The organism is Planktothrix serta PCC 8927 (assembly GCF_900010725.2).
Lineage (GTDB): Bacteria > Cyanobacteriota > Cyanobacteriia > Cyanobacteriales > Microcoleaceae > Planktothrix > Planktothrix serta.
Map to the genome: position 1 here is coordinate 12,465 of NZ_LR734844.1, position 13,976 is coordinate 26,440.

General features: G+C 38.5%; 16 protein-coding genes. 10 read left to right on the forward strand and 6 right to left on the reverse strand.

Features of this window, described 5'->3' with window-relative positions:
• Positions 1-205: 205 nt before the first annotated feature.
• A complete protein-coding gene (locus PL8927_RS05150) occupies positions 206-841 on the forward strand; it encodes a hypothetical protein (protein WP_083618301.1) in 636 nt (211 codons plus the stop codon).
• 141 nt (positions 842-982) lie between these two features.
• On the opposite strand, the gene PL8927_RS05155 is transcribed toward PL8927_RS05150, so the two are convergent.
• Positions 983-1,606, reverse strand: coding sequence for a 4Fe-4S single cluster domain-containing protein (locus tag PL8927_RS05155; RefSeq protein ID WP_083618303.1), 624 nt, complete (start codon positions 1,604-1,606; stop codon positions 983-985).
• Between the two features lie 341 nt (positions 1,607-1,947).
• On the opposite strand from PL8927_RS05155, the gene PL8927_RS05160 reads away from it, so the two are divergent.
• From PL8927_RS05160 to PL8927_RS05170, 3 genes are all read left to right on the forward strand, one after another.
• On the forward strand, positions 1,948-2,628 hold the full coding sequence (locus PL8927_RS05160) for a response regulator transcription factor (protein WP_083618305.1): 681 nt from the start codon (positions 1,948-1,950) through the stop codon (positions 2,626-2,628).
• A complete protein-coding gene (locus tag PL8927_RS05165) occupies positions 2,591-3,925 on the forward strand; it encodes a sensor histidine kinase (protein ID WP_083618307.1) in 1,335 nt (444 codons plus the stop codon). Before PL8927_RS05160 ends, PL8927_RS05165 begins: the two co-directional genes overlap by 38 nt.
• Positions 3,926-4,101: 176 nt before the next feature.
• On the forward strand, positions 4,102-4,686 hold the full coding sequence (locus PL8927_RS05170; protein ID WP_083618309.1) for a PepSY domain-containing protein: 585 nt from the start codon (positions 4,102-4,104) through the stop codon (positions 4,684-4,686).
• 261 nt (positions 4,687-4,947) lie between these two features.
• On the opposite strand, the gene trxB is transcribed toward PL8927_RS05170, so the two are convergent.
• From trxB to PL8927_RS05185, 3 genes are all read right to left on the reverse strand, one after another.
• The gene (gene trxB, locus PL8927_RS05175) at positions 4,948-6,315 is read right to left on the reverse strand and encodes a thioredoxin-disulfide reductase (protein ID WP_083618311.1); all 1,368 of its coding nucleotides are present in this window, start codon (positions 6,313-6,315) and stop codon (positions 4,948-4,950) included.
• A gap of 92 nt (positions 6,316-6,407) precedes the next feature.
• Positions 6,408-6,767 carry a type II toxin-antitoxin system RelE/ParE family toxin gene (locus tag PL8927_RS05180; RefSeq protein WP_083618313.1) on the reverse strand — a complete coding sequence of 120 codons (360 nt, stop codon included), beginning with the start codon at positions 6,765-6,767 and terminating at the stop codon, positions 6,408-6,410.
• Positions 6,757-7,002, reverse strand: coding sequence for a type II toxin-antitoxin system RelN family antitoxin (locus PL8927_RS05185; protein ID WP_083618806.1), 246 nt, complete (start codon positions 7,000-7,002; stop codon positions 6,757-6,759). The genes PL8927_RS05180 and PL8927_RS05185 overlap by 11 nt, the downstream gene beginning before the upstream one ends.
• Positions 7,003-7,472: 470 nt before the next feature.
• On the opposite strand from PL8927_RS05185, the gene PL8927_RS05190 reads away from it, so the two are divergent.
• Entirely contained in the window at positions 7,473-8,138 is a 666-nt protein-coding gene (locus tag PL8927_RS05190; protein WP_083618808.1) for a class I SAM-dependent methyltransferase, read from the forward strand.
• Positions 8,139-8,225: 87 nt separating this feature from the next.
• Here the strand turns inward: PL8927_RS05190 and PL8927_RS05195 are convergent, their stop codons facing one another.
• A complete protein-coding gene (locus PL8927_RS05195) occupies positions 8,226-8,822 on the reverse strand; it encodes a hypothetical protein (RefSeq protein WP_083618315.1) in 597 nt (198 codons plus the stop codon).
• 140 nt (positions 8,823-8,962) lie between these two features.
• Positions 8,963-9,907, reverse strand: a complete 945-nt coding sequence (locus tag PL8927_RS05200) for an AEC family transporter (protein ID WP_083618316.1) — start codon at positions 9,905-9,907, stop codon at positions 8,963-8,965.
• A 103-nt stretch (positions 9,908-10,010) separates the two neighbouring features.
• Here PL8927_RS05200 and PL8927_RS05205 point away from each other — a divergent pair, with 103 nt between their 5' ends.
• The 5 genes from PL8927_RS05205 (at position 10,011) to PL8927_RS05225 (ending at position 13,868) form a co-directional block, all read left to right on the forward strand.
• Positions 10,011-10,874 (forward strand): M15 family metallopeptidase, encoded by an 864-nt coding sequence (locus tag PL8927_RS05205; protein ID WP_083618318.1) that lies wholly within the window; start codon positions 10,011-10,013, stop codon positions 10,872-10,874.
• On the forward strand, positions 10,874-11,551 hold the full coding sequence (locus tag PL8927_RS05210; RefSeq protein ID WP_083618320.1) for an ATP-dependent Zn protease: 678 nt from the start codon (positions 10,874-10,876) through the stop codon (positions 11,549-11,551). The genes PL8927_RS05205 and PL8927_RS05210 overlap by 1 nt, the downstream gene beginning before the upstream one ends.
• Before the next feature lie 89 nt (positions 11,552-11,640).
• Positions 11,641-12,747: a leucine-rich repeat domain-containing protein gene (locus PL8927_RS05215; protein WP_083618323.1), complete on the forward strand. Its 1,107-nt coding sequence runs from the start codon at positions 11,641-11,643 to the stop codon at positions 12,745-12,747.
• A 186-nt stretch (positions 12,748-12,933) separates the two neighbouring features.
• On the forward strand, positions 12,934-13,287 hold the full coding sequence (locus PL8927_RS05220; protein WP_083618325.1) for a PadR family transcriptional regulator: 354 nt from the start codon (positions 12,934-12,936) through the stop codon (positions 13,285-13,287).
• Positions 13,288-13,334: 47 nt separating this feature from the next.
• Positions 13,335-13,868, forward strand: a complete 534-nt coding sequence (locus PL8927_RS05225) for a cofactor assembly of complex C subunit B (RefSeq protein ID WP_083618327.1) — start codon at positions 13,335-13,337, stop codon at positions 13,866-13,868.
• Positions 13,869-13,976: the final 108 nt, after the last annotated feature.

The window sequence follows — 13,976 nt, forward strand, 5'->3', positions numbered from 1 at the left end:
AGACTATTCTTAGGTAAAATCCTGAAAACAAAGAAAATGCCGACAAATGAATATACTTTAGGCATTGCTTTTGAGATTATACAGTAGTATAATTTTTGAGGCTCTCTCAAAAACATTACTTTGTTTTTAAAGATGTTTGCTAGTAACCTAGTTCCTATTTGTCTAAAAGCCTTAATTCAAACTATTTTAGTATATCTATAAATTTATGCTTAATGAACAATTTGAAAAACTCAAGAAGCTCATGGGAAGATATTGTACATCTACTACATCTAATTTTAAAGTAAAAGATGATCGAATTATAAAAAAAATTTACTATAAAAAGCAGTCTAATCAAGACTGTAATGTAGTAATAGAGGATTATCATGAATTTTTTATAGAAAAAGATAAAATTTTTGAAAAGATAGTTCTTCGAGAATCTGATTTAGCTATTTTTAGTGGCAAATCTTTTGTTCTCGCTGAAGGGTGCGATTTTGGAGAACCTATCAAGGATGAGATTGAGGAGCATAGCAGCATTATTCAACTAGCTTTTCATTTAGGAGGAGAGGTACAACAAAAGCAAAACTCATTAAATCGGTATGAATGGATATCCTTACCAAAAATTATTAAAGAGCTTAATTTTATTTTAGTAAAAGGAGAGGGATATGCAAGGCCCGCTGATCGGGCTGATCAGGCATTTATTGATTTTCGAGATGAAGAGTATGTTGTAACACTTAGTTCTCAGGGGTATACAGTCAAGACAAAAGGAAAAGTAGTAGGAGTATATAAAACACCAATGGAACTGGTAATGGCTCTAGGTATACATAAATTTCAGTTTGGTATATTTGGCAATGGGGGTCGGTAGATAAAAACAAAAAAAATTTTGATAATAAAATATGCTCAATAGGGGATTACTTAATGGACAAATCAATTCAATATAAAATTGATATTATGCTATATAAAATAGAGTTTTTAAAGACAGATGTATCGATATAGGTGTAAACAATTAATCTCCTAAATTCATCTGACCTTGAAATCCGGTAATAATTCGTCGTCCATCTTTGAGAATATGAATTTCAATTTGATCTGAGGCCCAAGTGAGTTGATCTTGTAAAGCCGGATTAAAAACATGAACCCGTTGATTGCGAGAAGACACCAAAGAATCAGGAGAATTAATCGCTAAGGATTCTGTATAAGGCCCATCAATTAAAATATCCAATTCCCTTAATAAATCTTGAGCATGAGGGGGGGCTTTTGGAGATTCTAATTCTGCTAATGTAAACCCAGTAAACGACATAACATTGAATCCTTTGGCTTTAACAATTTTAGCTAATTGGGTTAAAGCTTCAGCTTGCCAAAAGGGTTCACCGCCAGAAAATGTTACCCCTTGATTGCGAGGATTTTGTAAAATTTGTTCAGCTAAATCTGTAACAGCAATTAATTGGTTGGGTTCAAATGACCAAGATTCACGGTTAAAACACCCTGGACATTCTCGCAAACACCCCTGAACCCAGACCACGGCGCGATATCCTGGGCCATTGACCTCGGATTCATCGACATAACCCATAATATTAAGGTATCCTGGTGGAATGGATAGGTCGGAAGGGGGTAAATTGTTGGCTGTTTTCATCGCGTTCTCCTTTGATTTATTTCACAGTTAACGGGTGAAAATATTGATCTCTACTTTAGCTTAAATTTTGAGAATTTATGCAAATATTAACTATTTTTACAAGCTCTTTTCCAACCTCTATTAAAATAATTATTAAACCATCCCCTGATTTGATTTTTTCCAAAATTTAAGTTAACCTAATTTAACTATAGCAGTCGCCAGACCCGTTAGGACAAAGAGTGATGCTGAAAACTAGATTTGTGTCTGTCTTTTCTTCCTTCCTCTTTCCTGTTCCCTGTTCCCTGTTCCCTGTTCCCTGCTATACATTAAGCTGGATTAAATCGCTGGCAAACGAGGAGAGAATGAGGATTTTATTAGTAGAAGATGATGAACGGATTACCAAAGCCTTAGCAGAAGCACTCATGGATCATCATTATGTAGTAGATGTTGTTCATGATGGTCAGATGGGGTGGGAGTTTGTGGAAGCGGCCGCCTACGATGTGATTATATTAGATGTGATGTTACCTCGACTCAATGGCATTCAGTTTTGTCAACGATTAAGACAACGGGGTAATACTACACCTGTATTGATGTTAACGGCAAAAGATACCAGTGCAGATAAAGTTTTAGGGTTAGATGTGGGGGCTGATGATTATGTAATTAAACCTTTTGATTTACAGGAATTATTAGCCAGAGTTCGGGCTTTATTGAGACGAGGAAACTTAGCTTTACCTCCGGTGTTAGAATGGGGAAGTCTTCAGCTTGATCCGAACAAGTGTGAAGTTACTTATGCCGGAAAACTTCTGTCTGTAACGCCTAAAGAGTATGAGTTATTAGAGTTGTTTTTACGGAACCCCGGACGGGTGCTTTCACGCGAAATGATTTTAGAACACCTCTGGTCTTTTGAAGATATTCCGGGTGATGATACGGTCAAAACCCATATTAAAAGATTGAGACAAAAACTTAAAACAGTGGGTGCATCCTCTACATTAATTGAAACTATTTATGGCTTGGGATATCGGCTCAACACGCAATGCAATTAACCCTCAATTTCGAGCTTTAAGTTGGCGCTTATTGCTTTCTTATTTAGGGGTGATGATGGCAATTTCGGGGACATCAATGATTGCAGTTTATGAATTTTTTGCCTTTAGTTTATATCAACAATTAGATCGTCAACTCCTAACATTAGCAGATGCAGCTACTCATAATTTTGAAGAAATTAAAGAACATAAAGAAGCTTCTAAAGTCTCTGATTCTCTGAAATTAGATGATGATGAAGATCTGGATATTCCTTGGCAAAATATTCAGCAACCGAATCAAGGAATTGAATGGTTTGATGCCAATCGCCAACTGATTACTAAAGCTGGAAAAGTTTTTCCTCCTCTGGATTTATCCCATTATCATCGGACTTATACAGTTAATGAGAAAAAAATTCGGACTCTAACTTTAGAGATTAACAAAGAACCTGAAGCAACCCAACAGATTATGGGCTATGTACGGATCAGTGAGTCTACAGAACCGATTGAAATGGTGTTAAAAAAATTAAGGTTAGGGATGATGTTAGGGGGAATCTTGGTGTCAGCATTAACGGCTTTTGGGGGAATGTGGTTAACAAAACAATCTTTAAAACCCATTGAACAAAGTTTTGAAAAACTCAAACAATTTACCGCCGATGCTTCTCACGAATTGAGAAATCCTCTAGCCGGAATTAGAGCTTGTGTGGAAGTGATGCAGAGTCATCCTGAACGAATTCATACTGCGGATATTGATAAATTAAAAGCGATCGCTAGTGGTGTTAATCAAATGACGAGCTTAGTAGAAGATTTATTGCTCCTGGCGCGCACAGATCAACATTCTCTTTCTATAACAACGAATTGGCTGATTATTCCTCTCCATGAACTGTTAGAAGATTTAGTAGAATTTCTTTCTTTTCAAGCCGAACAAAAGCAAATTGAATTAATCTTAGATATCAAGACAAATATTAAAATGAAAGGAGATGGAAATCAACTTTGGCGATTATTTTTGAACTTAATTGAAAATGCCATTTATTATACTGACACGGGCGGAAAAGTTAGGGTATCCCTAGAAGATCGAGAAAAATGGGTTTGGGTACGAATTGAAGACACGGGAATGGGAATTTCTGCTGAACAGTTACCCTTAATTTTTGATCGGTTATGGCGTGCGGATCAAGCTCGAACTCGACAAGAAGGGGGATCGGGATTAGGGTTAGCGATCGCTCAAACTTTAGTTCAACATCATCAAGGGGAAATTACCGTTACCAGTGAATTAGGAAAGGGTAGCTGTTTTGTTGTCCGTTTTCCGAATTTACCCCATCTTTAAAACCCCATTATAATTCGTCACCAGTTTGTCACTTTTTAGGTTTATCCTCAAACTAAGGGTTAGGAGCATTATCTTTCTGTTGTTATATTAATAACTATTTTCTGGGTCATGTACCTACCTTTAGAGAGGTAAACTTTTTACATTTCTACAAATCTATAATTATTGAGGTTAATGATATGCAAAATATCCAATTTCGGAAATTTCATCGCAAAATAGCACCCATTGTATTTATTCCTTTATTCTTAACTGCCTTAACCGGAATAGTCTATCGCCTGGGAAGGACTTGGATGGGAATGTCAGAAGAAAAAGGAGAAATTATGATGTATATTCATCAAGGAGAATTTTTAGGAAAACCATTAGTTCCGATTTATGTATTATCAGTAGGTTTAGGACTAATTGCCATGATTGTCACCGGATTGGCAATGGTTCAGTTAGCACAACAAAAACGTAAAAATCCCTCTAAAAATTCTCCCTTGAATGCTAGAAAAGTGCATCAAATTCTAGCACCGATTACATTTTTACCCTTATTTATAAGTGCGTTAACAGGAATTTTATATAGACTTGGGAAAACTTGGTTTGGGATACCGAGTGAAGTTTCTAAATTCTTACTAGGAATTCATCAAGGTACTTATTTAGGCCCCTTCGGAAGAACAATTTATATTGCCTTAATTGGTTTAGGCTTAATTGCCCTGTTAATCACAGGAATTAATCTAACCGGAATTTTCCGAAAAAAACGGGCTAAAGTTTCAGAAGAAATTTAAGTTTCAACGCAATTAAAAATTTAATTTTTAACCCAATCTGGCTTTTTTTAGTTGCAATTCCTTCTAATATTAAGATCAAAACCAAACTCGAAATAATCGGTTTCCTAACGTAGTAAGCCCTTCAGGGCTTTCTTTTCCCGAATTGAGTTAAAAGTCCGGTTTCCTAACGTAGTAAGCCCTTCAGGGCTTTCTTTTCCCGAATTGAGTTAAAAGTCCTGAAGGACTTACTACGGAGTGACTTTAGAAACCGGGTTTTGAGTTCTATAAATTATTCTGAATTAACTCTCGATACAAACTCTTAGGTTGAACTCCTTTGAGGTCTTGAATTAAATCCTTATTTTTGAACATTTGTAGGGTTGGAGTCCCAACTACCCCCGCATTTTGAGCAATTTCAGGATCTTCTTCAATGTCAATTTCAACATAGTGAATCTTACCCTCAAATTCACTTACGACTTGATCTAAAATCGGTTTAAGCCTATGACAGGGCCCACAAGTGGGTGAGGAATATTTTACCACAATTAAGCGATCGCTATCATGGTAAAGTTTCCGCAAGGCATAGCCCCCCGTATGGCGGGTATTTTGGATATCAAAATTTTCGGAAGTCGTAATTTGAGGTGGTGTTGAAGTTGGGGTTTCCGCTTCCGGTTCTGAAGTTTCCGTTTGTTGAACTTCCTGCGCTAACCCATTAATTGATAACCAACGTTCGGCTAACATCGCCCCCATACAACCACTTCCGGCGGCTGTAATGGCTTGACGAAACTCATGATCTTGAACATCTCCAACCGCATAAACTCCCTCAACGCTAGTTTCTGGAGTCCCATGTTTCGTAATAATATATCCCACCTCATCCAGGTCTAATTGTCCTTGGAAAATTTGCGTATTAGGAGTATGACCAATGGCATAAAATAACCCTTGGACAGGTAAATCCTGTTGTTCTCCTGTCTGGTTATTCTTAATTTTAATTCCCCCTAATTTCCCATTTCCATAGACATCAATAGCTTCCGTATGCCAATGTATCGTAATTTTAGGATGGGTAAGCACCCGTTGCTGCATGGCTTTACTCGCCCGCAGTTCATTACGTCTGACTAATAGATGAACGTGGGTGGCATATTTGGTTAAATAAACGGCTTCCTCGGCGGCGGTATCTCCTCCCCCAATTACGGCTAATTCTACGCCTTTGAAAATCGGACTCGCCCCATCACAAATCGCACAGGCGGAAATTCCCGCATTCCAAAAGGTTTCTTCCTGGGGTAAATGCAGCCGTTTCGCCGTCGCCCCCGTTGCAATTACAATGGTATGCGCCTTGATTTCCCGGTCTTCAGATTTAACGGTAAAGGGACGTTGACTCAAATCAACAGAAATCACATCCTCGGTAAACAATTCCGCCCCCCAGCGTTGAGCTTGGGCTTTCATCCTATCCATCAGTTCCGGCCCGGTAATGCCTTCGGGAAAACCAGGGAAATTCTCAACTTCTGTCGTGGTCATTAACTGACCCCCCGGTATCCCCCCAATTTGATAGCCTTCAAAAACAACGGGTTTCAAGTTCGCCCGTCCTGCATAAATCGCCGCCGTATAGCCCGCAGGCCCAGAGCCAATAATTACAAGGTTTTCAACAGTTGTATGTCCCATTTTTCTTATTTCAAACTCATAACGACTTCGTTTAAATCAATTATAGCAGTTTCTGTCCTCAGATGGCGAGGGAGCCGCTGATTCCGATTGAATTAACCCATTTCGTTCTCATATTGAGTAATCACCTCTTCAATGGTTTCATGACTAACATCTGAGTAGTCAGATTTGGAATAAATGGTAGCGAGAATGATGGCTTGAGCCGTTTTCAGATAATAAATAACTCGATAGCCTCCACTTTTTCCTTTTTGGATATTACTATTTTTAAGACGAACTTTAAAAACGGTATATTTCACACCAACAATTCTATCACCAGGAATTTCACCTGCTTGAAGTTTTTCGATTAAGGGTTGAAGATCGGTACGAATTGAACGATAGCGTTTAGCCAGTTCTCGAAGATCCTTTTTAAAGCGGGGAGTAAGCGCGATTTGGATGGGTGGTGGTTCACTCAGCATCAATACCTTCCCACATTTCTGAGAGCGGAATAGTCTGTCCGGTTAATGCTTCGTATAAACCTTGACGAATCCCTTCGATAACAATTTCAGTCGGCGTTTCATTGGGGTCAACTTCGTCGTCTTCAGGAATTAAGACAATAACCCGAACACGCTGTAGTTTAGTAATTCCTAATGATTGATCAAGTGTCAATTGCCCACTCTCATTAATAGTTGCTGTCGTTTCAATTGCTTTCATAATTTTTGATAGTTTACTCAAACATTTTTTCATCATAATCTTTTTTAAAGTATTACTCCAGGTTTGGTGTCAAGAGGAAGTTTTAATAAGAAAAAGCTATAGATTATGGGATTTTGTTTTTAATTTTAAAAGATTTAGCCCAAAATCCAGATTTTTGCCGAGAAATTATTGCTAATTACTTGCAATTACTTGACGGAATCATGGGGTTTGGGGTATTATAGGAAAAATGAACATCTGGGGAAGTATAACTTGACCTCAAAACCCTATTCTCAAACCCAGTAAATTCGTGAAAAGTTACAAAACCCTGACGTAATTTAGGCGTGGCGATGCACGAGTTTTTCTAAAAACTGAGGGGGTAATTTTGAGGGGAGTTGACAAAAAAGCAATTTTGTGCATTAGCTCCCAGGACTTCCCACTTCCCCCAATTAACCCTACTATATTTTGAGATCACGTTAATCTGAATAATAATGATAGAACGTATTCCAGAAGCCGAAGTCATGGACACTTGGGAAGCAGCCAGCGAATATGATGCAATGGATTTTACTCAAGTCAATCAAGAATTTGCAGAATTGGCGATAGAATTAGGGCCAGAAACCGGATTAATCTTAGATGCGGGAACTGGGACAGCCCGAATACCAATTTTAATCGCTCAATTGCGCTCACAATGGCAAATTACCGGAATTGATTTATCAGCAAATATGCTATTTATCGGGAATCAAAATATTGAACAAGCGGGGTTACAGGAACAAATTAAATTAGAACAAGTGGATGCAAAACAGTTACCCTACCCCGATGATCAATTTGATCTGGTAATTTCCAATAGTATTGTTCACCATTTACAAGATCCTCTGCTATTTTTTCAAGAACTTCAGCGCGTGTTAAAACCCCAGGGAGCAATATTTCTCAGAGATTTAACTCGTCCTTGTAGTGAAACAGAACTCAATACATTAGTTGAACAGTATGCTGGAGACTGTAACGACCATCAAAAAAAACTATTTCGAGAGTCCTTACAAGCTGCCTATACATTAGATGAAATCATTAATTTTATCGAGTCTGTGGGTTTAGAGAAGATCAGAGTTTATCAATCTTCTGATCGCCATTGGACAGCAGAACGTTCCTATCGCCCTCCGAAATAGTAGTAATAGCATAATCAGGAGGGCTTGAATCAACTAAGATGAAGTACAAAAAATTAGGGGATAGGGAGGAGTTAAGACATATACCCTTTATTGAAACCGAACAGAAATAGCAGGAGGAATTCCTAATTTGATATCAATAATGATATCTTTAAACAGCGAAATATAAACGCTTTCAAGTTTATCATTACATTTTTTCGCTAATAAGATAGCATTGAGAACAGCTATCAGCAGTTTATTATTATTGTTTTCTGACTTAATCTTCTCAATCATCTCGTTTTTGATGTTGTCAATTGAGCCTCGCAAAGAAGTTTTGATTTGTGGTAAGACTCCGGCTTCAATACTAAAACTATCTACTTTCAATCCCAATTGTTCTGCATAGGGGAGAAATTTTTGATATTCCTCAAGAATTAGATTAATTTTTTCTTGAGCGATAGCAGCCATTTCTGTCGTCTGGTCTTGAACCTGATCTATAACTTTACTTTGAATTTGTAAAGCTTGTTCAGAGATATTTTGGACGGCTTTTACTTGATTTTTATTTAAAAAATAAACCAGTAAAACTAGAATGACTACAACCACGAGAAATAGCCAGTTAGACGAGATAGATGGAAAAGCATCTAATTGACTTAAAACCGGGGGTAAATTAGCCGCAGAGAAGATGGGTGAGAAAAATTCAATGGGTGTCATTGTTTTATCTTTAAAATGCCTATGGTTTAAGGGTCTAGTTTTCTAAAAATACAATTCCAGCATATAATATAATAAAAAAGATGTCAACTGGGTTCTTTCCTACTTGTCCGAGTTAATTCTTAATCAATCATGACGGAGTGTTATGAGCCAAATAAGAACAACCACAGAGGTAAGGTTAATAATAAGAGTGTAGAACCCATCGCTAAATTTGTAACGGCTAATTCCCGATCTAAATTAAAGGCTTCGGCTAAAACCAATGTGGCGAAAGCGGGAGGAGTTGCCATTTGTAAGACTAAAACTAATAAAGGAGATCCTGTTAATCCCAATAACGTTAATCCATAACCCAACACCAAAGGCACAATTAACATTTTAATAGCTAAACTAACAGAAGCAGGTCGGAAATGATGCCAAGAATTAAGCTGACTCAAACGCATTCCCATTAACACTAAGGTTAAAGTAACACTACTCCAAGCAATTCCCCTTAACCCCTGTTCAATGGGGGGGAGAAAAGGAATATTTCTTACCATTAAACCGATCACCATACTAATTAAAGCAGGATTCGTTAATGATACTCGAACTAATTGCCAAGGGTCTTGTTTTCCCATGCCAAATCTTGCTGCTAAAGCCACTCCTAATCCATAAGCACCAATCACCGTTCCCAGTCCATCATAAAAGACTGCCCAACCGAAATATTTAGGGCCGACTAATGCTAAAATAACGGGAAAACCAATATATCCTGTATTCCCAACCATTGAAGCCAATAAAAAACTGCCTTGAGAGGGTAAAGATTGGGGTAAAATATTGAATTTAGGAATACGGCTTTGCCAGTGTAACCCCATCCAAGCTAACCCCGCACCGAGGAAAATAGCAGCCCAAGCCACTAAGGGAGCAATCCAAATTGAACCGGATAAATCCGCTTTTCTTAAAAATGCAATAATCGCAATCGGAACAACACCCCAATATAAAATTTGACCTAAATAATAGGGAACAATAGCAGGTAATTTTCGACCTAAAATCCATCCGATTAAAACGCCACCAATTAGCCATTGATAAAGAGTAAAAAGTTGAGTTACAGAATTAGACATAAAGATTAGGTATTAACTGTTGAGCGTTGAGGTGTTGACGGTTAGCCGTCAACATGAAGTATTATAAAATTCAGCCTTTGATGGATGTGCAGGAGTAAAGCCGTTGAAGAATTCTAGTCTGCCTAAACAAGCCGAAACTGTCGCGGATGGATCAACAGAGGAGATTCCAGAGGCGATTCGAGATCTTCCCGTTGTGACCGTGGCTTCCTCCCGACCTTCCCAAAGACCTGGACTCTTCTGGAAAATGTTGGGGTTAGCAGTCGTCGCGTTCTGTACTGCTTTGGTGATTAATTATCAATTTGGAATTCTCTCTCCCAAATCTTATATCCCCATCGTAGAAACCGTCGTAGAACCCAAGAGTTCTGCTACATCTTCCCCTACTCCCACTCCCAGCGCTTCAGCGACACCAACCGCCTCCGCCTCCCCAACAGCCTCTCCAAGCTTACCGGACAATTTACTGGGTCATCTCCCCTACGCGGAAGCCCCCGCAGCCGAGTTAGAAAGTATTAATGCTGATGGGAGTCATCGCTTACGCAAAGCCGCCGCCCAAGCTTATCAGCAAATGGATCAAGCGGCTTTAGCCAGTGGGGTGAGTTTAGTTCCGATTTCCAGCTTTCGTACTGTTAAAGATCAGGAAATGATCTTTTTTGAAGTCAAAGCGCAACGGGGACAAGTCGCCACTAAACGCGCTGAGGTGAGTGCGCCTCCGGGTTACAGTGAACATCATACGGGTTATGCCATTGATATTGGCGATGGTAATATGCCCTCAACAAATTTAAGTGTTAGTTTTGAGCAAACTCAGGCTTTTCAATGGTTAAAAAATAATGCCGCTTTTTATAGTTTTGAGTTATCCTTTCCTAAAGATAATCCCCAAGGAGTGAGTTATGAACCTTGGCATTGGCGGTTTGTTGGCGATCGCCAGAGTTTGGAAATGTTTTATAAAGCTAGAAATCAGAAAAAAAATTGATGAGAACGACCAGTTTAAATTTAATTGCTATTACTGTTTTCTCCATCACTTTATCGGCTTTATTGAGTCCGGTTTTGAATATTTCGCCGTTTATTCCGGCGAGCATCACCTGTTTTTTATTAGGTGTGGCGACGTTAGATGTTTTTCAATTTCAAGGTCAGGGTGCTAATTTATTAGTAGATTGGTTAGCGGGAACTTCGGCTTCTACTCGTGAACGAATTTTACACCATGAAGCCGGACATTTTTTAGTCGCCTATTTGATGGAAATTCCCATTCAGGGATATGCGTTAAATGGTTGGGAAGCGTTTAAACAAGGATTAAATGCTCAAGGGGGGGTGCAGTTTGCTGATCAACTATTATGGGAACAATTACAACAGGGTCAACTTTCAGCACGGGTTTTAGATCGTTATTGTACAGTGTGGATGGCGGGAATAGCCGCAGAAACGATAGTCTTTAAAAAGCCGCAGGGGGGACGGGAAGACCGAGAAAAAATTACCGCTATTTGGACTCAGTTAAACCGTCCGATAAGTGAAGCCAAATTTAAAGAGCGCTGGGCTATTCTCCAAGCTAAAACATTAATTGAATCTCACAAATCTGCCTATTATCGTTTAGTAGAAGCCATGAAAAATCGGGCTTCTGTTGAAGAGTGTTATCAAGTTATAAATGTTGACGGTTAACTGTTGACCGTTGGCTGTTGACAATTCGTAATTCGTAATTCGTAATTCGTAATTCGTAATTCCCAATTCCCTACTCTAACAAAAATATTATGATCAAATTTATTAAAAGAAATAAAGATAAAATTGCGATCGCTTTCTCAATATTTTTATTAGAAATAAATCCTGTTTTTGCCTCTGAAAGTCTGTCTCAGCCTTTAGATGGCTTTGAAAATTTGTGTTTAAATCAAGAAAATTTGAGTTTAGAAACGAAAAAAACCTTTGATTTATTATTAGGAATAACTCAAACAAAAGACTGTAAAACAGCTAATAAAATTCTATCTCTACAAACCCAATTAAATTTAAGTGGGTATGGAATTAAGGATTTAAGTCCCTTAAGTTATTTTTCTCAACTGCAAATTTTGTATTTAAGTGGAAATCAAATCTCTGATTTAACGCCCTTAGCTAATTTAACAAATTTAAAAGGGTTAGTGCTCGATGTTAATCAAATTAGAGATTTAACGCCTATTTCTTCCCTAACCCAACTAGAAACTTTGATTTTAGATACTAATCAAATTAATGACCTAACACCTCTTGGAGGTTTAAAAAACTTAAAAAATCTAGTGTTATTTGATAATCAAATTCAGGATATTACCCCATTAAAATCTTTAGTGGCTTTAAAAAAATTATCCTTATATGGAAACCAAATCAAAAATATTACGCCCCTACAATCTTTAATAAAACTCAGCTATTTAGCCTTATATGATAATCAAATTACTAATTTAACCTCGATCAGCAATTTAACTCATCTGAAACAACTACTACTATTTAACAATCAAATTGCTGATTTAACCCCCCTCGCCTCTTTAACCGATCTCAAGCAATTAACTCTATTTGATAATCAAATTTCCGATATTCGTCCTTTAGCGACCTTAACGAATTTAACCGAACTTTCCCTCGGAAATAACCCCATTTCCGATTTAACTCCTTTACAAGCCTTGAGGAATCTAAAAATCCTCAGCTTGTTTAATGCTCCCGTGTCGGATATCACCGCTCTGCAAGAATTAACGCAATTAATTACATTAGATTTGTATAATACTAAAGTTTCCGATAGTCGCCCGTTGCAAAGCTTGACCAACCTAACCGGATTAGATTTAAGAGGGAATCCCTTGACAGAACCTAGTTGTCCAGTTAAAACCAACTTAACTTGTCGTTTTTAGTTGAGCTAGGATAATCCCTATGACTTATTTTCTCTAAAATCCACAGAAATAGTGACCGCATTGACTAAATACTGAATCACGGCGCGATAAATTAGAGAAATAGAGTCAGGTCAGAAGTCAGAATTTTCACCATTCTTTAAAATTTAGGTGAGTCAATCATGCTTGACTAGCAAGCGGGAGAATCTTATGACCTTTGAAGAGATCTATCAATTTTTCCAAGAACCCCCGCCTATCTATCTCAATAAAGAACTGGCGGTTTGCTACATTTTGTCTGTTTTTCTCCAAGGGGACTCCTATGGAACCGAACTGATTGAACGATTGGAAGAAGAATATTCCACCTATCGATTGTCCGATACGGTTCTCTATAGTGCTCTGAAGTTCCTCGAAAAACAAGGAACGATTACGGGATACTGGCAGAAAGTTGAAGGTAGAGGTCGTCCTCGGAGGATGTACCAAATCATCCCTGAATATAAACATCAGGCTCAAGAGTTGGCACGGCTTTGGTCTGAATATACATCTCGTCAAGGTAAATTTATGTAAACTACAAATCAACGAGTAACACTTCTAAGACTAGACTGGTTTAACCTATGATGATTCCCGTAATCCCTTCGACTTTCGTGCTAACGCTGTTACTAGCTATTGGGTTATTCTTTTTTGTTCGGGCTTCGATCAAAGATCGAATTGAGCAAGAGAAGCTCATTGCTGAACAGGAGGCGGACTCTCTGCTCAGGCAAATTCAGCAGTATTTTGCGTCACGAGCCTATCGTGTTACGGAGTTAAATCGGGAAGACAATCAAATTACCTTTGAGGGGCTAGTCCGCCCCAGTTGGTTTTTAGCCATCTTCTTAACCCTGTTAACAGCCGTGGGACTGTTATGTCTAGGGTTAGTGCTATCGATGGCTATTCCCAACACGGGCAAACTCTCTTGGGGGCTGGTGTTGCTTTCGCCCCTAGCGGGTTGGTTTTATTGGCAAGGGGCCGGGCGTCCAGAACAAGTCTCTCTCAAGCTAGATGCTGTTCTCGATCAGGGAAACCAAACTCAAAGTTTAATTACCGTAACCGCTCACCGAGACGAACTAGCAACGCTCAAACAAGCACTCCACCTCAAACCCTGCGAATAATTTCCCTCAAACCCTGATTAGAAGCGCAGACTCCTGTGTTAGTTGGCAAAAAGAGATTCAATCAACTTTTAACCGACTCAACGCCAAGAGAAAAATTGCCCCGATTGA